General features: G+C 46.2%; 13 protein-coding genes. 4 read left to right on the forward strand and 9 right to left on the reverse strand.

Translation table 11 applies throughout. The features are described 5' to 3' along the window. Nucleotides 1–85 precede the first annotated feature (85 nt). The 4 genes from QUA80_RS03960 to gntT all read right to left on the reverse strand — a co-directional run bounded on the left by QUA80_RS03960 (nucleotide 86) and on the right by gntT (nucleotide 4,838). On the reverse strand, nucleotides 86–1,735 hold the full coding sequence (locus QUA80_RS03960) for a glycosyltransferase family 39 protein (RefSeq protein WP_333421611.1): 1,650 nt from the start codon (nucleotides 1,733–1,735) through the stop codon (nucleotides 86–88). Nucleotides 1,736–1,782: 47 nt separating this feature from the next. Next, nucleotides 1,783–2,193 (reverse strand): ester cyclase, encoded by a 411-nt coding sequence (locus QUA80_RS03965; RefSeq protein WP_333421613.1) that lies wholly within the window; start codon nucleotides 2,191–2,193, stop codon nucleotides 1,783–1,785. 264 nt (nucleotides 2,194–2,457) lie between these two features. Next, a complete protein-coding gene (locus tag QUA80_RS03970) occupies nucleotides 2,458–3,405 on the reverse strand; it encodes an aldo/keto reductase family protein (RefSeq protein WP_333421615.1) in 948 nt (315 codons plus the stop codon). 95 nt (nucleotides 3,406–3,500) lie between these two features. Next, the gene (gene gntT, locus QUA80_RS03975; RefSeq protein ID WP_333421617.1) at nucleotides 3,501–4,838 is read right to left on the reverse strand and encodes a guanitoxin biosynthesis MATE family efflux transporter GntT; all 1,338 of its coding nucleotides are present in this window, start codon (nucleotides 4,836–4,838) and stop codon (nucleotides 3,501–3,503) included. A gap of 219 nt (nucleotides 4,839–5,057) precedes the next feature. On the opposite strand from gntT, the gene QUA80_RS03980 reads away from it, so the two are divergent. After that, nucleotides 5,058–5,420, forward strand: a complete 363-nt coding sequence (locus QUA80_RS03980; RefSeq protein ID WP_333421619.1) for an ATP-binding protein — start codon at nucleotides 5,058–5,060, stop codon at nucleotides 5,418–5,420. A gap of 295 nt (nucleotides 5,421–5,715) precedes the next feature. On the opposite strand, the gene QUA80_RS03985 is transcribed toward QUA80_RS03980, so the two are convergent. Both QUA80_RS03985 and QUA80_RS03990 read right to left on the reverse strand, forming a co-directional pair. After that, nucleotides 5,716–7,332, reverse strand: a complete 1,617-nt coding sequence (locus QUA80_RS03985) for a HAMP domain-containing sensor histidine kinase (RefSeq protein WP_333421621.1) — start codon at nucleotides 7,330–7,332, stop codon at nucleotides 5,716–5,718. Nucleotides 7,333–7,600: 268 nt separating this feature from the next. Further along, nucleotides 7,601–8,812, reverse strand: coding sequence for a transposase (locus tag QUA80_RS03990; protein WP_333421623.1), 1,212 nt, complete (start codon nucleotides 8,810–8,812; stop codon nucleotides 7,601–7,603). A gap of 107 nt (nucleotides 8,813–8,919) precedes the next feature. Here QUA80_RS03990 and QUA80_RS03995 point away from each other — a divergent pair, with 107 nt between their 5' ends. Next, nucleotides 8,920–10,326 (forward strand): TldD/PmbA family protein, encoded by a 1,407-nt coding sequence (locus QUA80_RS03995; RefSeq protein WP_333421625.1) that lies wholly within the window; start codon nucleotides 8,920–8,922, stop codon nucleotides 10,324–10,326. 311 nt (nucleotides 10,327–10,637) lie between these two features. Here QUA80_RS03995 and patX read toward each other — a convergent pair whose 3' ends face one another. Further along, entirely contained in the window at nucleotides 10,638–10,841 is a 204-nt protein-coding gene (gene patX / locus QUA80_RS04000) for a heterocyst-inhibiting protein PatX (protein ID WP_445302198.1), read from the reverse strand. An 827-nt stretch (nucleotides 10,842–11,668) separates the two neighbouring features. Beyond that, entirely contained in the window at nucleotides 11,669–12,406 is a 738-nt protein-coding gene (coaE, locus tag QUA80_RS04005) for a dephospho-CoA kinase (protein ID WP_333421629.1), read from the reverse strand. Between the two features lie 206 nt (nucleotides 12,407–12,612). Between coaE and QUA80_RS04010 the strand changes: the two genes are divergently transcribed. Beyond that, nucleotides 12,613–17,745 carry a CHAT domain-containing protein gene (locus tag QUA80_RS04010; protein WP_333421631.1) on the forward strand — a complete coding sequence of 1,711 codons (5,133 nt, stop codon included), beginning with the start codon at nucleotides 12,613–12,615 and terminating at the stop codon, nucleotides 17,743–17,745. Nucleotides 17,746–18,105: 360 nt separating this feature from the next. Here the strand turns inward: QUA80_RS04010 and QUA80_RS04015 are convergent, their stop codons facing one another. Next, entirely contained in the window at nucleotides 18,106–19,530 is a 1,425-nt protein-coding gene (locus tag QUA80_RS04015) for a diguanylate cyclase domain-containing protein (protein WP_333421633.1), read from the reverse strand. A gap of 232 nt (nucleotides 19,531–19,762) precedes the next feature. On the opposite strand from QUA80_RS04015, the gene QUA80_RS04020 reads away from it, so the two are divergent. Then, the gene (locus tag QUA80_RS04020) at nucleotides 19,763–19,918 is read left to right on the forward strand and encodes a hypothetical protein (protein ID WP_333421635.1); all 156 of its coding nucleotides are present in this window, start codon (nucleotides 19,763–19,765) and stop codon (nucleotides 19,916–19,918) included. Nucleotides 19,919–19,929: the final 11 nt, after the last annotated feature.

Raw genomic sequence — 19,929 nt, forward strand, 5'->3', positions numbered from 1 at the left:
TTCTCTCTAGTTCTTACTGCTCTAATTTCACTTTTCTGACGTTCTTGACACATTTAACTTACTTCTCCATGTTCAAAAATATTTTCTATTCTTTCTGAATTTTTTCGACTTGCCACAGTTCTGTGAATGGCTCGTCACTTAACCTAAGTGAATAGGTTTGATCTTCCTTAAATCGAGCAAGCAAGTTTTGGCTATTCGTCATATCAGAATCAAACAAAAAGATATTGCCGACTTCTTGAGGGAGCAGTGGCCTGCGGTCATCTTGCACAATTAGTAAATTGATGTTTGAATTTAAAAGATGATTTAAGATTAGCAAGCTTCCTATATTATAACTATGGTTGCTACTTACTAATAAAGGATTATCAAATTTATTGATATATTTTGCTGTTGCTATAGGATATTGATTACCGATTTGTAGCCACCAAGTATCAGCTTTAAAGAGCATCACATCTGAGACCAGTCCAGCCAACAGGAATCCAACCATTAAACATTGCCAAATTTTTTGCTGCCAGTGCTTCTCCGAGAAGATATGGATACCTAAAACATAAGCGACAGCAATTTGGAGGCTGAGGTATAAAGGCAACTGATACCGAAAAACAGTGGAGCGAATCCCCCCCAAAATAAGATCGGGTAACAGCAAGCAGACAGATGGGGTCGCCCCTAAAAGAATTAGAAACAAACTAAATTTAGTAAACCTTGCGTTGCGGAAAAAATACAAAATATAAAACATTAAAATTACAGAAGAAATACCCGCTAAAATATTGTAATTTATATGACCTATTTCCCAAAAGTCTTTATTAATTAAAGGGGTATAACTACTAAAGTTAACGTCAAAAAAAATTCGAGTGATCTGAGCCAGTAAAATGGCAATTAAATCGAAGGGATTATCTAATTTGTAGAATGATAAATGAGACGTTAGTTGATTTGCTGTACCGATATGAGTGATAAATACAAATATCCAAGGAAGAAAAATTAATAGCCCAACTAAAGTTGCAAACAGATAATTTACAATAGTTTTGTTAAGGCGAAAGCGTTGTTGAGAAGCCACATAAATGCCATGAGCCATCGCTACTAAAGCGGTCAATAAATGGGTATACAGTCCCACAGCTAGGGTCAGGCCATATATTGCCCAGTTCAAGAAAGTTTCCCGTCGGAGAGTTCTCAACAAGGCAGCACTGCATACTAGAATTGTTACCATCCACAAACCGTACTGGCGTGCATCTTGAGCTAAGAAAATCTGCAAGGGAGAAACAGCCATTAGAGCGATCGCCACCCATCCCACAGCTTTTGACTCGAACAACTCTAGACACAGCCAATACACGCTGGGAAATATCAATAGACTGATCGCCGCTGATAAACTCCTCACCCCAGCGGTTGAATCCCCAAATGCTTGCGCCCACAATCTCACCACTGTATAGTACAAGGGAGGATGCTGTGGGTCTGAGGTCATTAGATAGCGAACAGTATTGCTGACGCCTCGGTCTGGATTAATGTGTTGATATTTATCCAAAGCCGCAACAGGAATTACGCCCTCATCAAGAACTTCTTGTTGTACTTCAGTGACAGTATGACCAGAAACCGCTAGGAGGGTAAAAGCTTCATCGTACCAGATCGCTTTTTGACCCAAATGGGCAAAGCGAAAGAAAATCCCTATCCCAATCAGGAAAATTACTAATACTTTTAACCAAATAGGGGCATTTGGCTTAGCTATTGGAGTTAGTTTTTCTAAATTCATGCTCAGGCTGGCGAATCTACATATGTATTACACGCATAGAATTACGGCTAAAACTTCTCGGAGGCCTGAATCTGGCTTACAATTGCTGAAAGGGGCCAATATCCCCAAGATTCCGTAATCTTCTGGTTCTCAATCTTGAATATCTCTAACGCCTCAAATTCTACTTTCACTCCACTGGAAGCTAGACCAACAAACTCACCTCGGTGCGTACCTGTAAAGTGACCTCGAAATACAACTTTGTCATTTTCCTCAATCAGATCGTCAATCACCACTTTGATATCTGGAAAGGCTTTGTGAGTCGCCTTCAATATCTCAATCGCATCCTCGACGCTTCGCACTTGAGGTAGCCCACGATCTATATAATTCGGTGCAATATACTTGTATGCAGCTTCGTAATCTTGATTGTTATAGATTTCAAAAAACTGTTTAACTACTTCCTTATTAGTCAGACTATTCATTGAATCTCCTTTGTACTTTGACAGGTAAATCATATACGAACGCTGTTACTTTGTAAACTTGTCAGAACTTACGCACCCAACCAAAGAAACCGGGTTTTTTGACGAAAATACTTGGTTGTGGCCCACAGATTCTCTCAAAAATCCGGTTTCTGGGACTCCCTGCGTAAGTCCTACTTGTGTTCTTGAGTTTCCAGAGCGATCGCATACGTTTCTTAACATTTTCAGTAGTTTTGTGAAAGTTGCGTAAGTCCTGACCTACTTTCCTCAATTGCTTACAACCGATACCAGTGCTCGATCGATTGCTGCCAATACGTCCGCATCGAGTTGTATGCCTGATGCAGCAGCGTTATCAACAATTTGTTCCGGGCGACTAGCACCGATAATGGCTGAAGATACGTACTCAGACCGCAGTACCCAAGCCAGGGCTAACTGTGGCATACTCAACCCTAAGTCTCGGGCAATGGGTTTCAGTTTCTGTACTGCTGTTAGAATGCGATCGCTAAACAACTCCTCCAGCAAAAACCAATTCATTTTTTCATTTGCAGCGCGAGAATTTTGAGGTGGAACTTGCCCTGGCTGGTATTTGCCTGTAAGTACACCTTGAGCTAATGGCGACCAAACAATCTGACCGATACCATTAGCTGCACACAATGGAAACACTTCAGCTTCCGGTGTGCGCCACAGCATAGAATACTGAGGCTGACTGGAAACAAAGCGTTCAACATCAGCAATATTGAACGCAGATTGAATTTGCTCTGGACTCCACTCGCTAAAGCCGATGTAACGAGCTTTTCCCTGACGCACTACCTCAGTGAGTGCCGTCATTGTTTCCTCTAAAGGCGTGTCCGGATCGTAGCGATGACATTGATACAGGTCAACATAATCGGTACGCAATCGGTTTAAGGAAGCATCAATTTGTTTTCTAATTTGCGCTGCTGACAGTCCTCGGTCAGTAGGTGACGTGGGAAAGAAGACCTTGGTTGCTAGCATATAGGACGATCGCTCAATTCCTTGTAATACTTCCCCTAGAAATGACTCAGCGCCACCAGCCGCATAAGAATTAGAAGTGTCAATGAAGTTAATACCCAGGTCAAAGGCTTTGTAAATGCAAGCCTCTGCATTTTGCTGTTCTACACCCTCACAAATACCCCAGGAACCAAGACTGATTTCAGAAATATGCAATTCGCTGTTACCCAGTTTTCTGTATTTCATTTGTATTTCTTATTTCACTTGTGTTTTTTTATATTTATTGACCAATAAATGAATATAAAATGATAGTTTTGGCGATATTTTCAAGATAAATTAAATTATAAGTTTGCAACAGCCTCCTTTTCCTCATTTGATTGCAAAGTCATAGGTATCTGTATTCCCGAAATCAACGTGCAAGATAACATAAATACGGATAAAGCTAACCATAAAAAATGATTGCTATGAAAATAAAAGGTTGATAAACATAGAAAGATAAGTCCCACTAAGCCACTGACCAAGTACGTATTGCGTACAGCAGAGCCCTCACCCAAGCCAGAAAAATATCCATCTAGAATATAAGCAACTCCCGCGCCCAGTACAACAATTGGTATCCAAAGGATATAAATTTTAATGGATTCTATCAATTCTGAATGGCTAGTGAACAGATGAAATATAGGGTCAGGAAAAAAGACAGCAGCCAGCCCAACTACTAAACTGATCGCCAGATTGGTTGCTAATGCAATTTGCAAAAGAGGCACAAATTTATGTGTTGTTCCTTGACCTTGAAAATTACCGATTAAAGTTACAGTAGCGTATTCTACTCCATCACACATATACATACTTATTGCTACTATTTGAAGTAGTAAAACATTTTCAGCCAGAACCTCAGTACCCAATGTTGAGCTAAAAGCATTGAAAAGGACAAAAATAGATACGATAACTATAGACCTAACAGATAGATTGCCATTCAGAACAAAAGCAGTTTGAAATGCGGACACATTTAGGACTTTGCCTGTTAAATCACCTATTTCTTTTAAGGAAAATTCACGGCATATCATCACAAGTCCGACAAATAAAGTTATATACTGGCTAATAGCCTGCGACAATCCAGCCCCCATGCTAGACCAATCCCAAAGGACAATGAAAAGGTAATTCAGTGCAATATTAGCAACATTCCCAATAATAGTGAGTAAAAGAACTTTGCGGTTTTGTTCTCTTCCCAGAAACCATCCAATTAAGACTAAGTTGACGAAAGCAGCAGGCGCTGCCCAAATCCGACTATTAAAATAAGTAATCCCGGCAAGCTGCACATCGGGCGTAGCGTTCAACAACATAAAGCCTAGCTTCCCCAAAGGGTATTGCAGCAGCAGAAAAAGCATACCCAATCCCAAAGCGATTAAACCATTTTGTAGCCCAGATAGAAGTATGGCTTCTCGGTCATCTCGTCCAACTGCTTGAGATGTAATTGCAGTTGTTCCTGACTTGATAAAAGCACAACTTTCGTAGAGAAAATCAAACAAAATAGCACCTAATGCCACGCCTGCTAAATAACTAATGTTTGACAGGTGTCCCAGGAAAGCTACGCTGATTGCACCCGATAAGGGTATTGTAATATTTGACGCTACGTTAACAGCAGCCATTTTCAGAAAGCGATATAGAAAGTCGTATTGAAGCAATGTCAAAGTTCCTTGGGATAGATACTCCAGTCTAGTTTATCAGTATTTTTTGCCTAATGCCAACTTGAAATGAAATCAAGCAGAATCAAGGGACGAGAATCAGGAAGCTAGCTCCCTGGGTGTAGCGGCCCGCAATTATAAACAGTCCGGCTTGCAATCAAATAGAACTTACGCATTGACAAAAAAACACAAGTATGTATCAATTGCCAACTTTATTGTATGCCTTCGGGAAGAGAAGTTTCCGCGATCGCAAACAGTTGCAAAAGCCCCATAAATGAAGAATCCAATCAAGGACGGAATTTTGCCGATTTTCAAGTCCATCCAAATCAAATCACTATTCTGACAAAACTAGAAGGTGAACAGGTAAAAATTGCCATCGCAGATAGCAGAAACGGAATCTCAGAAGAGCTGAAATATCTGATTTTTTACTATCTATTTACCACTAAAGACGCGGGCAAAGGGACTGGGTTTGGTCTGGCGATCGCGCCTCAAATTGTAGAAGAAAAATACGGCGGCCAACTGAGTTGTATTTCTGCACGGGGAGAAGAAACGGAGTTGGTAATTGAGATTTTGATTGATTAATGCGATCGTGCTGTAGGGGCGGGTTTTACCAACAATATTTTAGGCTCACAAACAATCTATAAAAACCCGCCCCTACCCAACCAATCACCTAGATTAACATGAGTCGTTGGGCTGGGCGGGTTTATTATATTGTTCGTTTCTGACATAGATGGTTGGTTAAACCCGCCGCTACAGATTCGACCAATAATTAATAACTATTTTGCCGACCAAGCTGGGGCGGGTTTATTATATTGTTCGTTTCTGACATAGATGGTTGGTTAAACCCGCCGCTACAGATTTTGCCAATAATTAATAACTATTGCAGCGGCAAAAATACCGTCATCACCTCACCCTTTTGAGGGCGCTGGCGAATTACCAACTTCCCGCCAGCAGCCCGAAATAAATTCTTAGTCACGCTCAAATTTAAACTCAAACTTCCCGTCTCCGGCTGCACCATCAACAAAGGCCCGATCGATCGCAAAGGAGAATTCGCCTTAGCCGCAAAAGTCGATGCGCCATTACATTCAGGTAGATGTTCCGATTCCAACTGCAACTTTAACTGATCGCCCGCCAATGTCACCTCCACCTGAATGCGACTCCCCGATGGCAAAGTTCGAGTAAAATTCTCAATTAAATTAGTTAAAACCTGATCCAACATCGTCGGATCGCTGACTACTGCGGGCAACTTTTTCGGAACAATAACTTCCAAAGTGTGGTTGCGTACAGCAGCCTGTTTTTGCCAGCGGGGAATGCTATTTTGCAGCACTTCACCGAGGGACATTGCTGTTAGCTGCACGCAGGAATTTTTGGCTTGCGACATTTCCAATTCCACGGCGCGGAAAATTAAACCGAAGCGATCGATCTGAGCGGTACACTCAGCATCAATCATTTCCAAACGCTTGACCACTACAGGCTCGAGTTTGGGTCGCTTCAGCAGCAGCCGAGTCAGCGTGCGAATGGTAGCCAAAGGTGTGCGGACTTCGTGGGCGATCGCCTGTAGCAATTCCACCTCTTTACTAGCCAGAGGAATTGGAGATTTGCAGTTGATATCTGCAGGCGATAACTTGTGATGTCTATGCTTCAAACCATCATCAATTCTTTCATCCTTTACCCTGCCTGCTTCATCTTTCCCAACCGGCAAATTATGCAACAGCAAGCGGCTGAACTGCATCACTGTTTGATAATTTGGAGCAACAGGCAAAAACTGCTCGAACAGCGCATCTAATTTAGTAGAATTATTAGTTACTTGGCTAACTGGCAAATTGAAACTGCCATCAGAATTTACAAGCAAACAGTCGCTTTCAGTCACCCTGAGCCGCAAAACTTCCCAAGCTTTGGCGACTACTTGCGGGTCGAAAGAAAATAGAAAAGCCGGAATTCCCGCAGAATTTTCACCCAAAACCATCACCAGGCTAAAACTAGCAGTTAAAACCAAACAAAACTGCTCGTGCGCCAAAGGGTCGCCGATCGCCAAAGCCAAAGCCGGGGCCGCCGCAGGCACAGATATTTGCTCATCAGCCGCCGGCAGTAAAGCTAAAGTTTGTCTGGCCCGAAAAGACCACAAAGCTGCATCGTTGTCGGGAATACTCGTAAAAATCCAATTGGCAAAGCCGTTGGCCAAAGCGGGGTCAGTCAAAACCGAAGACGGGCCCGACAACACCAACCCATGACAGGAATTGGGGATTGTCGATCGACAATTTGCTCGATCGGCATCTGTTTTTTGTCCTGCTTTTTGGCGGTCGAGCATTTGATTCAAAGCTGCGATCGCCCCGTACCATTCCTGTTGGGCTTTCAGCCGAGAAGCCCCACGGCTGGCAGGACACCGATGGCGGTTGTTTTCTCCCGCCAACTTAGCATCAAAGAGACTGAGGTCATTTTCTTGGCCTTCGGAGGCTAAAATTTCGCTTATTGTCGGTAAAAAGTAAGTATTCACAGTTATAAAACCACCTTCGGAGGCATGAAGGGTGAAGTATTTATTTATAGGAAAGTTCAGGAGTTAAGAGTCAAGCACCAGCACGATCGAAAAATCCCGCATAATTTCTTGCGCCTTGCTCCTAACCCACAGGATATCGACATTTGTCAACTAACGACATTGGCAGAACCGTACCAATAAGTCGCAATCTCCGCGCTTGGGGCGATATTTTGCACGAACCAGGACGATCGCCCTGACAAAAGTGCAAAATGAATTGACACTCCTGGGCCTAAAGGCGTGAGGATTCTTCGTTCACAGACCCAACTTGCCCAGACAAGATTGCTCCAGCCTGAGTAGAGGTCGAATCTCCCGAAGCGTTCGGATTTAAAATCCAGGTTCCTACATGACCTGTAGTACCCAAGGCTAAATTCAGGATATTTCTAGCGGCGTTCCAATCTCTATCTAATTCCAGTCCACACTTGCAACTATGTGTTCTAGTTGATAGAGATTTTTTCACAACAGTGCCACAGTTAGAACATTTTTGAGAGGTATAAGCTGGATTAACGGCAATCGTTATTTTCCCAAGCTTAATTCCAAAATATTCCAACCATTTCCTGAATTGATACCAACCAGCATCATTAATTGACTTAGCGAGACAATGATTCTTCACTAGGTTTTTAACCCTCAAGTCTTCATAGGCGACCAAATCGTTAGATTGGATTACGCAACGCGCTATTCTCTTAGCGTGTTCTTGACGCTGCCTACTTATTTTGAGGTGTACTCGCCCTAGTCGATTAATGGCTTTCTTTCGGTTGGTAGAGCCTTTCTTTTTGCGAGAAACACGGCGTTGTCGAGACTTCAGTCGCTTCTCACCTTTTTTGTAAAATCTGGGGTTCGGTTCACTATGTCCGTTGCTGTCGGTATAAAACTCTTTGAGTCCAACATCTAAACCGATTGTTCGCCCACTCGAAGTTGTTTCAACTTGGCATTTAATCCTGATTACAAATTGGACATAGTAACCGTCAGCACGTTTAACCAAACGTACCCGCTTAATTTGCTCGACTTGGTAGAAGTTTAAGTCCCACGTCCCTTTCAGCTTGAGTCTGCCGATACCTTTTTTGTCGGTAAAAGTGATTTGCTTGCGCGTCTGGGAAAGTGACCACCCTGATGTCTTATACTCAACTGAGCGACAGTTTTTCTGAAATTTTGGATAGCCTTTCTGACCGGAAACCTGGCGCTTGCAATTGTCGTAGAACCGAGCGATTGAAGTATAAGCACGTTCAACCGAAGCTTGACAAGCATGGGAATTTAAAGTCTTGACAAACGGAAATTCATCCCGCAACGCTGTGTTGTAGCGATAAAGCTCTTTCTGCCCAATGCCTCTGTTGTCCATCCAGTAACGGATGCACTTGTTGCGGACAAACTGAGCGGTTCTAATCGCCTCATCTATAGCAGTGTATTGGGTTGTTTTTCCTTTAACTTTAAATTCCAGAACTATCATTTGACGTGGAAAAACCCTACGGCAATAGTCTAACATAAAAAAGTCGCCCGCTTGTGGGCGAGGCTTGAAACCCAAATTTTTGGTCAGTTAAACACCGTGCTTTCCTTATGCCCACCTCGATCGCCGACTCGAAAAATCTGCTGTCAGACTTAATGGCACGCTACCGCAACCAAGTCGATTATCTAGCAATTCGACTCGAAGAAGCCGAAGGCACCGACATCCTGCTGCGAGGCGAAAAAATTGAAACCCTCAGCGAAGGAGTCTCAATTGGCGGCCAAGTCCGAGCTTGTCACAAAGGCGGCTGGGGCTTTGCCAGTTTTAACCGACTTTCCACCCTCGCCGAAAGAATCGAAGAAGCCATCGCCGCGGCTAAACTGATCGGCGAAGAAGAAACGATTCTGGCACCTGTCACCCCAGTACAAGACATTTGCTTGCTGCCGCTGACTGGAACAGACCCGCGTCTGGTTCCCCTTATTGACAAAAAGCAATTGTGCGATCGCTACGCGGCCATTCTCCGCAGCATTGACCCCCGCATCGCCACCATCTCCGTGCGCTACGGCGACAGCACCCAGCGCATCATCCTCGCCACCTCCGAAGGCACCATGCTCGAACAAGGTTGGGCAGACATGGAAATGCGGTTTGCCGCCACGGCCCGCAGCGGGGAAACCGTACAAACCGGCCGCGAAACTACCGGTTCCCGCAAAGCCTACGAAGATTTAACCGATCTCGATGTTCAAGTTCGCAGCGCCGCTCAGCGCGCCGTAGATTCCCTAGCCTTACCCCCCGTCCAAGGCAACACCTACACCGTCGTCATCGACCCAATTCTGACCGGATTGTTCGTCCACGAAGCCTTCGGGCATCTTTCCGAAGCCGACATGGCCTACGAAAATCCCGACATTTTGGAAATTATGACTCTCGGCCGCCAGTTCGGCCCAGAAAACTTGCAAATTTTCGACGGTGCAGCGCCAGAGGGACACCGGGGCAGCTTTTTCTACGACGACGAAGGCACTCCCGCGACTACTACTCAGTTAATTAAAGACGGCGCTTTAGTCGGGCGGCTGCACTCGCGGGAAACGGCGGGCAAATTGGGAGAAACGCCTACTGGCAATGCTCGCTGTTTGAATTATCATTATCCGCCGATCGTCCGCATGACGAATACTTGGATCGAACGGGGTAATACGCCAGTTGCAGACTTATTTTCTGGTATCAAAGAAGGAGTTTATGCGCGCAATTGGCAAGGCGGCATGACTAACGGCGAAATGTTTACTTTCAGTGCCGGCGAAGCTTGGATGATCCGCGACGGAAAACTCGACAATCCGGTGCGGGATGTTACTCTTTCGGGTAATGTTTTCAGCACTTTAGCCGATATTGAGGCGATCGGCGACGATTTCTACTGGGATGAATCCGGCGGCTGCGGCAAGGCAGGACAAAGCGGTTTGCCGGTGGGCTGCGGCGGCCCTAGTTTGCGGATTCGCGATGTCGTGGTTGGCGGCGAAGCTGCCGAAGAAAATTAAAGCTGCAAAAGTTGAAAAAATCAAGGTAAAGCGCCAGATTCCTACTCGCGCTTTACCTTGATTTTTTCAGTGCAACATTTCGCGCCGGTTTGTGGCTTGTGATATCTTGAGTACGCTCGGTCAAAAAACCGGAACAGCCAAAAATTATGTCTTAAGTCGTCAAATACCGCTAAAAAATCGGTTTTTTAGTACGCAGTACGTAAGTCCTGAATTAATGGATGGAAATATTCAATTTTTCTCCTCTTCTCCCAATTTTCGATTCTCCCCGTACTTACCTAATCCCCAACAGACAATTATCGCTTTTTTCGCTTTTATCTCCCGCTTCCTCGTTCTGGCGGCGTATCTTTATCGTTATCTGCGTGAAAGGTCAGAGTGTCGGCTACGGCGGTTAAAATTTCGGGATCTGAGTTGTGTTGAGCAAAAAAGGTCGATCGAGTTTCTAAGCTTTGAGCGTTAACTGCGGTGCCGCTCAGTAACAGGCTTGACATCAGGATGGAAGAGTAAACGCGCATCATCAATTTTGGTGTTTGTATTTTCCCCTTCTTGATACGCAGTCTGTACTCTGCTATCAGGATAAAAAAATTAATTGCGGCGAAACCATCAATTAGTAATTGACCGCAACTACACTTTTTGTGATTTTTCCTTAAATGCGGCGGAAACCCCTCATCTAGCTCGCTTGTTCGCTCGCAAGTTCGAGTTGTCTGCTACTTACTGGCGGGCAACCAGCAAAATTCAATACCATCTACAAAAAAAGAATGCCACTCTAGGCCGGTACTCCCAACCCGGTAGTTATAAATAATTCTCAATTTTGAAATCTCAAATCTCAAATTTCTAATCTCAAATGGTATAAACCCTGAAAGCCTATTGAAATACTCTATCAATAAGTAAATGAAAAGCGCAAACTATAAATTTTTAATAGTTTTCAGATTAATTTCGCAATTTATCGATCTGACGATTCCACCCTCGAATCAAATCAAAATAGCAGAGTAGAGAGGCGCGTCATCAACACTCTACATATAAATATTTGGGTGCACGAGATTCCTAAAGCAAGCAATGTCTAATCCTTCAGAATAACTTCATAAAGAGTTGCTACGGTATTTTTAAATGAATTGTGAACATTTTTATTTTTTTTCGGCTATTGCTTTTTGTCAAGATGGCTAGCGGCCCGCTCCGAAGGACGAGTCGAAAGCGGTTCGGGGAAAAAAAACCGTTCACAAAATCCTGGAGTCAATCTCAAATGTCAATCTCAAATGTCAAATCTCAAAACTCAAATGACTAACTTGCGCGCAGGGATTAAAAAAACCGGGTTTTTAAACCGATATCGCGGAGTCAAACTCAAATCTCAAATCTTAAATCGACTGACTTGTGCATCTATCTGCACGAACAGCGAATCGAGGGTTGACGAGTTGTCCAAAATAACATCAGCTTGTTGACACTTTTGAGCTAGCGGCAACTGGGCGTTAATGCGGGCATTAGCTCGATCGTAACTCAAGCCGTCTCGCTGCATCAGCCGTTCTAACTGCACTGCGGGCGAACAGTACACCACCCAAATTTCGGTACACAAGTCAGTCATGTTAGCTTCAAACAGCAGCGGCACAACCAAAACCAAAGTTAACTTGTCAGTCGGGGCGCAGAAACCGGAGTTTTTTTCAACAATACTTCGTTCTAGCTTTCGATCGCGGTGAACAAACCCGGTTTCTTGAGTTTTTGTACTTAAGTCACGTGTGTCCTGGGATACCGGACTCAATGCAGCAATGCAGGTTTGAGTTTCCTCAACTAATCGGCGGCGGACATAAGGGTGAATCTGTTGTTCCAACCAATTCCGCTCGGTTGGGTTACAAAAAATAATATTTCCCAACTCGGGCCGATTTAAATTGCCATCGGGCAGCAAAATACCCGCGCCGTATCGTTCTACAATAGAGTACAGTATTGGCGAACCGGGGTTCACAGCTTCGCGGGCGTAAATATCGGCATCTAAAATTGGAAATCCACAGGCATCTCTCAGATAATTAGATATGGCGGTTTTACCGGTGGCGATGCCCCCAGTTAAACCAATCAGACGCACAATTCCATCGCTCATAATTTTCAGGCGTTTAAACTTCCTGTGTTTCGACACTTACTGTCAGTCTTTGCTATGTTGGTGACACAATTAAATTTAGACTGAAAATTTAAGATTTGCGATCGAGAACTAGCGTTAGGAAGTGTCAGCATTGGGGTGCGATCGACTCTTTTTTACCTAAAATCTCAATTTTAAACTTGAATCAAGGTCTAGACCGAGGCAAACTTATGAATGCTCAACGTGCTGTACGGTCGATTCTGGCAGCAATTCCCATTGCCGGATTTTGGATATTAGATTTTTCCCCCAACCTGCTTTTCCTCAAAGAAAACACCAGCGGATGGGTATTCGTCGCAATTTATCCCCAACCTCAAATTGCAGCAGCACAATCTATTACTCCAGCCCCAGACGGCACCGGAACCGCTGTCACCGCCCCAGGTACAGGGTCGCCCCCTCGCTACGACATTCAAGGTGGCACTCCCTCCAGAGATGGAGCAAATCTGTTCCACAGTTTTACTCGGTTCGGTCTGAATTCTGGTGAAACTGCCAATTTCATCTCCAACCCAACCGTTAAAAATATCCTCGGCCGCGTTGTCGGCGGGGACGCTTCCTTAATTAACGGTCTAATTCAAGTTAGCGGCGGCAATTCTAATTTGTTGCTGATGAATCCCGCAGGCATCATCTTCGGAGCAAATGCCCGACTCGATGTGTCCGGGTCTTTTTTGGCGACCACCGCTAGCGGTATCGGTTTTGATGACCGTTGGTTCAACAGTACAGGGGCGAACGACTACGCAGCCCTAGTCGGAACGCCGAATGCTTTTGTTTTTGGCACACAGCCGGGGAGTATTGTCAATGCGGGTAACTTGGCTGTCGGAACCGGGCAAAATTTGACTTTGCTGGGCGGTACGGTCATCAGTACGGGCAAACTTTCAGCCCCGGGCGGTCAAATTACTGTGGCGGCTGTCCCGGGCGAAAATCTGGTGCGGTTCAGTCAAAACGGACTTTTGCTGAGTTTAGAAGTTTCTCCGGCTGCGGGAGTCTCGGGTTCGGAAGCTCTTCCCTTCTCTCCCCAGAGTTTACCTCGGCTGCTTTCGGGCCCCGGCGTGGCTAACGCTACGGGTATAACTACGAACGATCGAGGTGAAGTCGTGCTCACAGGCGGCGAAACAGGGCCTGCAGGCGGTGGAACTGCGCTGGTAGCGGGTGATGCAGACGTGTCTGCCAGGGGGGGCGCGGGAGGAAGCGTCAACGTGTTGGGCGACAAGGTAGGGCTGTTGGGAGCGAAGATTGAGGCTTCGGGGCCCGACGGCGGCGGAACGGTGCGGATCGGGGGAGATTACCGAGGCGAGGGAAGCGTGCCGAATGCCAGGATGACTTACGTGGATGGCAAAAGTTCGATCGCTGCCAACGGAACTCAATCAGGCAACGGCGGCAGAGTGTTTGTCTGGGCGGACAACACAACAGCATTTTTGGGCAGCATCAGCGCGAATGGCGTTTCTGCAACGGAAACCGCAGGTGTTGGCGGGTTTGTGGAAGTTTCGGGCAAGCAAAGATTGATTTTTAACGGTACTGTCGATACTTCCGGGACAAACGGTTTGGGGACTTTGCTGTTAGATCCAGAGAATATTTTAATTACAGATTCTTCAGAAGGTACCGGCGATGCGGCAATAATTGCCAACAATAATATTTTGTCAACAGGAACGCCATCTCCACAGCAAAACAATTCTGAGCCTTCGCTGACAATTTCGGCTAGATCTCTGGAAAGTATGTCGGCTACATCAAATGTGGTTCTCGAAGCGCTCAACGATATTACAATTGCTGATTTGGCGGACAATCAGTTGAGCTTTCAAGCAACTACTGGTTCGGTGACATTGAAAGCAGATTCCGATCGCAGCGGCGCGGGTGTTTTTTCGATGAATTCTGGAGATACAATTAGCACGGCTGGCGGCGCGATCTCCATTTCAGGAAATAAAATTACTGCGGGCAATTTGTCGAGCAACGGCGGAAATGTTATTTTAACGAGTCAGGGATCGACCGTTGCCAACAATATTTCTTCATCGAATCCCAGCACCGGCAGCAGCGGGAATATTTTACTGGAAGGCCTGAACGTAACCGCCCAAAAACTTGATGCCAGCGGCCCGGAAGCGACGGGAACTGTAACTTTGACAGCTCAGAGTGTTCTGGGAGTTGGCTCGATCGCAGGGGGTTCGGGAAACATTACTTTGACTGGTAATGAAATTAATTTGACAGGTGCCAAAAATTCAGTCAGCGGCACAGGCTTTTTGGTACTGCAACCTTGGAGTCCCGGTCAAAATATTGCGATCGGCGGTTCTGGAGATGTCGGCACTAATATTTATTTGAATCTGACGGCAAGCGACCTCGGAAGTTTGCAAAATGGGTTTGCTGGAATTACGATCGGCCGCAGCAACGGTATCGGTTCGATTCTGATTGCCAACGATTTTACATTTTATGACCCGCTCATTATTCAATCGCCGGCGGGTTTGGGAACGATCACTACCACAAGTTCCCTGACAGGGGCAGACAATGCCTCAATTACTCTCAAAGCTGACGGCAATATCAGAACCGGAAATATCACTACCCACCATCAGGAAATTCGCATCGCCAGCACCGCGGGCAATGTCACAACCGGTCAGCTACGTACTGGAACTGCCCCCACTATCAACACTTCTGTCAATTCTGCCAAAGTGCCACAATCGGAGGCGGGAGATGTTAGCGTTACCGCACAGGGCACGGTGACAGCAGGGGCGATCGACACGAGGGGCGACCGCGCGGGGAATGTGACGCTGACGGGGCCCAAGGGAGTCACTGCCGGGGCGATCCAAGCTGGCGGCTCGAAAACACCGGGGAATATTACTTTAACCGGCAACGATATTGACTTGACCGGTGGCAACAATTCGATCGCCAGCAACGGCAATCTGGTGCTGCAACAGGCCGATCCCAGTCAAAATATTGTAATTGAAGGTTCTGGCGATACCGATGCTCTGAACTTGAGTGCTGCTGAATTGAGCACTTTTCGGAATGGGTTTGCTTCGATCGCGATCGGGCGCGCTGACGGTAGCGGTGCGATCTCGATTGCTTCTGGAACGCCAAATTCAACGCCAGTGACGGTGACATTTCAAGATCCGACGACGATTCAATCGCCCTCTGGCAGCGGCGCGATCGTCGGAACGGGTGCGATCGTCGGAACTGATAACGCCACGATCTCTCTGATGGGCGGTACTGTAGCCGTCGGAGACGTTACTTCGACTGCGGGGATTAACATCACTAGCACTCAAGGCAACTTGACTGCTGGTACGCTTTCATCTCGATCGGCTTCCGCAGCGGGCAATATCAACATCGACAGCGCCGGTGCGGTAGAAACGGGCAAAATCGATGCTTTTGGTGCCAAAAGCGGGGGAGATATCTCGATTGCAGCGCCGGGCCGGATCGTTACAGGGGTGATCAACTCGAGTTCGCAATCGGGAACTGCAGGTTCGAGCAAAATTACCGGGCAGAAAGATGTTGAAGTTGTTTCGATCAAAGCTCGCGGCAATACGGGCGGCAATGTGGAAATCGATGCTGGGGGAGCGTTTCGGGCTGCGGGAACAGGAAAGGCTGCCGATCGCGCCGAGGTCAGCATTTCTACAGACGGGCTGGCTCGATCGGGTTCGCTGACCCTCTCTCAAAGCACTTGCCCGTCGGGAACTTGCACGGTGGCGACTGTTGAGACGGGAAACTCGAAGTCGAATGCTGCCACCTCCTCAACTACTATCGGGCCGCTGGCGATCGTGTCGAGTCCGGCACCAACTAGCAGCGTGGCACTAAAAACTACAGACAATTCTCAACAAATTGTGACTCAGGTGAGTCTCCCTCCCGCAGCGTCTGCGCCCAAGAGCAGCAACACAAATGTCTCGCCAGAACCTGCTGCTGCGTCTGTTGAGGCGGGGTCGAACCAGACGGCGACCGGCTCGGTATTGCTGTCGCAGTCGGTGTTAACAGACAATCAGGGTGCATCTGCTGCCACAGAAAACGGCAGCTTGCAGGCAACTGGACAGAAGCCGGCGAGCGGGGTGAGTGCAGAAAGTATCGGGAATGTGAGGGTTCCTGAGATTTCTCGATCGAGTTCGATCGGGCAAATAAATCCGATCGACGCAGTGCAGCAAAGGGATAGAACTCAGGGGCAGGAATTTGAACGTTACTTTGGGGGCAATCTCGGTCAAAAGTCGGTCACGCAGCAAAGTATTCGAGATACTCTCAGCAGTGTCAATCAGTTGACTGGAGTTAAACCCGCCATCCTTTACGTGTGGGCAAAAGACAAACATTTAGAACTTGTGTTGTTATTGCCAGACGGCAAAAATGTTTTTAAAAGCGTGCCTGCAAGCCGCGAGACAGTTCTGCAAGTTGCTAAAGAATTCACTAATGCTATCAGAACTCCCAGGAGATTGAATGCTGTTGATTACAAGGAACCTGCCGAGGAACTTTACCAGTGGTTAATTGCACCGCTGCAACCGGAATTGGATGCTAACAAGATTGACACTTTGGTGTTTTCGATGGATGTCGGTTTGCGGACTTTGCCTTTGGCTGCTCTTTACGACGGCAAGAAGTTTTTGGTAGAAAAGTACAGTTTGGGGCTGATTCCGAGTTTGAGTTTAACTGATACTCGCTATGCCGATTTTAAGGGTTCTGAAGTTTTGGCGATGGGTGCGTCGAACTTTCCGGCCAAATACGAGCAAAATCCTTTGCCGGCAGTGCCGCTGGAAATATCGACAATTGTGGGCAAGATTTGGCCGGGTTCGTCTTTTCTCAATGAAGCTTTTACTTTGGCAAATTTGAAGCAGAAGCGCAATCAACCGCAATACAAAATTATTCATTTAGCTACTCACGGCGATTTTCAGCCTGGGGGTGCCCAAAATTCTTACATTCAGTTTTGGGATACTAAGTTGCAGTTGAATCAGTTGGATCAGTTGAAGTTATCTAACCCGCAGGTCGAGTTGTTGGTTTTGAGTGCCTGTACTACGGCGGTGGGAGACGAACAAGCTGAGTTGGGGTTTGCGGGGTTGGCGGTGCACGCAGGGGTAAAATCTGCTTTGGCGAGTTTGTGGTATGTCAGCGATGTCGGTACTTTGGGGCTGATGACTGAGTTTTACCAGCAGTTGCGTACAGCGCCGATTAAGGCTGAGGCTTTGCGGCAAGCGCAGTTGGCGATGCTGCGGGGAGAAGTGCGGTTGCAAGATGGTTATTTGGTACGATCGGGCAAAAATCAAGCTCTGCCTTTACCCTCGGAGTTGACTACCAGGGGCGATCGAAATTTGTCGCATCCTTATTATTGGGCCGCTTTTACCATGATCGGTTCGCCGTGGTAATTCTGAAGGAAGAGGGTGCGATCGCCCAAAAAACCGGGAGAGAACAAGTCGCAAAACTCTGAGGATGCGAATACCTAAAAAGTTTTAGCCCCGATAAATTATGATAATTCAATCAAAAAGTTTCGATTACCCAACAACAATCGCTCTTGGTTATCAAACCATAAGGCTCGGCGGTGATAATAAACTCATTGGGAGCCACGCTTTCTCCGTTTTTATCTAGCATTTTTAACAAAATTTTATCATGCTCTAATCATGGGTTAGAGGTAATAGAGCCAATTTTTTTGGAGTAGAGACAAAAACGAGAGGTTTCTAACGCACGGCTGATTTTGCAAACCATGTGCCTCTCACCACGTTGTGTAATTATATTAGTTCGCCATCATCTAGACAATAAACATGAACACAGTTGCGACCTTTGCCTTTGGCAGCATAACAAGCTGCATCAGCCGCCCCCATAACATCCCTCAAATCTTGGCTGGCTTCGTTAATGGCAACAACTCCAATACTGACGCCAATGATAAAGGTTTTGCTATCCCAAATAAACCGAAACTGATGCACTAGGTCTTTGAGGTTTTCCGCAATCTGAGCTGCTTTAGAGAGGGGACATTTAGTCAGCAAAAGACCAAATTCATCACCTCCCAAACGAGCCAGTGTGCCATTAGCGCGGACTCCGTTTTGTAAAAGCGCAGTGATTTGGCGCAATAGTTCATCGCCAGCAATATGACCTGCGGTATCGTTAACGACTTTGAACTTATCTAAATCTAAATAACAGAGAGCGTGCGGCTGATTGCTATCTTGAACAGAAGCGATCGCCTCAATTAGTCGCTGCTCAAATCCTCGACGGTTGATTAAACCCGTCAGAGCATCGTGACTGGCTTCCCAAGAGAGTTGACGAGCAAGATTGCGCGATTCGGTAACATCGTGAAAGACGATGACTGCCCCGATAATTTGACCTTGGCGGTCTCGAATCGGTGCTGCTGAGTCCTTAATGGCATACTCCGTCCCATCGCGGGCAATGAGAATAGTATCGTTAGCTAAGCTCACAATTCGCTTCTCCAACAGAGCCTTGCCGATCGGATTCTCTACTGGCTTTCGCGTTACTTCATTGACAATTTCAAAGACTGTAGACAGGGGGAGTCCCTGAGCCTCATCAGCCTTCCAGCCTGTCAGTTGCTCAGCGATAGGATTGAAATATCGCACATTACCTTGAGCATTGGTAGTAATAACTGCATCACCAATCGATTGGAGGGTCACTTGAGCTAGTTCTTTTTCGGCAAAGAGGGACTCTTCGAGACGTTGGCGTTCTTCGATTTCTCTCAAGAGACGCAAATTCTGCTCTTGGAGGCTTTGTTGCAACCGTCGGATGGTTAGGTGAGTTTCGATACGAGCTAATACTTCTTCGATTTGAAACGGCTTAGCAATATAATCTACCCCACCAACAGCCAGCCCCTGAACCTTATTGAAAGTTTCATTGAGAGCACTCAAAAAAATTATCGGAATGCCTGTGGTTTGCTCGTCAGATTTTAATTGTTTACAAACTTCATAGCCATCCAAATCGGGCAATTTAATGTCTAGTAAAATTAGTTCCGTCGATGGCAATTGGGCGGCTCGGAGCGCCATTTCGCCTGTTGTGGCACAGCGAACTTTATAACCATGTGCGCTCAAAGTACGGCCCAGAAGACGCAGGTTACCAGGCAGATCGTCAACAATTAAAATATTGCCTCGGTAGTTGGTAGCTCGATCGCTAAGCCGATCGCTAGTGCTATCGACACTCCTACTGATTTCCATACTTTTTTGCTAGAGAAATATAACCCTATGAATAAGAGTATACTTGAATTATTAGGTTATTAACTCACTTGACGTAGAAAGAAGTCCTGCGATCGCAGGGTTTGAGGACTGGCACGCTGGCACAGCCCCTACAAAATCTGACTTGTTGAGGTAGGGATAATCTCCCCGCGGTTGCCCTTCTTCGTTTCGGGTAACATTAGGAGAACACTTTTTAAACCCAAGCAGCCGGTTGATGAACAACCAGATTTCTTACAGGGCAAGTCTACTCCTCATTGCGATCGGATGTCTCGTGCTGCTGAGTTGGCAATTTGGTATCTCCCTACTCAAAAGTGGTTTTCCCGGTATGACTTCGACGATGAAGCGTACAATGGCAGAAATCAATCGCTAAGCACTTCAGCA

Origin of the sequence: Microcoleus sp. F4-D5 (assembly GCF_036704885.1) — a bacterium.
GTDB lineage: Bacteria > Cyanobacteriota > Cyanobacteriia > Cyanobacteriales > Microcoleaceae > Microcoleus.

Excerpts from the sequence above, each read along its gene's own strand:
- patX (WP_445302198.1), bottom strand. The coding sequence starts at position 10,841 with ATGATGCGCGTTTACTCTTCCATCCTGATGTCAAGCCTGTTACTGAGC.
- QUA80_RS04015 (WP_333421633.1), bottom strand. The coding sequence starts at position 19,530 with ATGGAAATCAGTAGGAGTGTCGATAGCACTAGCGATCGGCTTAGCGAT.
- QUA80_RS03965 (WP_333421613.1), bottom strand. The coding sequence starts at position 2,193 with ATGAATAGTCTGACTAATAAGGAAGTAGTTAAACAGTTTTTTGAAATC.
- QUA80_RS04010 (WP_333421631.1), top strand. The coding sequence starts at position 12,613 with ATGAATGCTCAACGTGCTGTACGGTCGATTCTGGCAGCAATTCCCATT.
- QUA80_RS03995 (WP_333421625.1), top strand. The coding sequence starts at position 8,920 with ATGCCCACCTCGATCGCCGACTCGAAAAATCTGCTGTCAGACTTAATG.
- coaE (WP_333421629.1), bottom strand. The coding sequence starts at position 12,406 with ATGAGCGATGGAATTGTGCGTCTGATTGGTTTAACTGGGGGCATCGCC.
- QUA80_RS03980 (WP_333421619.1), top strand. The coding sequence starts at position 5,058 with ATGCCTTCGGGAAGAGAAGTTTCCGCGATCGCAAACAGTTGCAAAAGC.
- QUA80_RS03960 (WP_333421611.1), bottom strand. The coding sequence starts at position 1,735 with ATGAATTTAGAAAAACTAACTCCAATAGCTAAGCCAAATGCCCCTATT.
- QUA80_RS03970 (WP_333421615.1), bottom strand. The coding sequence starts at position 3,405 with ATGAAATACAGAAAACTGGGTAACAGCGAATTGCATATTTCTGAAATC.
- QUA80_RS04020 (WP_333421635.1), top strand. The coding sequence starts at position 19,763 with ATGAACAACCAGATTTCTTACAGGGCAAGTCTACTCCTCATTGCGATC.
- QUA80_RS03990 (WP_333421623.1), bottom strand. The coding sequence starts at position 8,812 with ATGATAGTTCTGGAATTTAAAGTTAAAGGAAAAACAACCCAATACACT.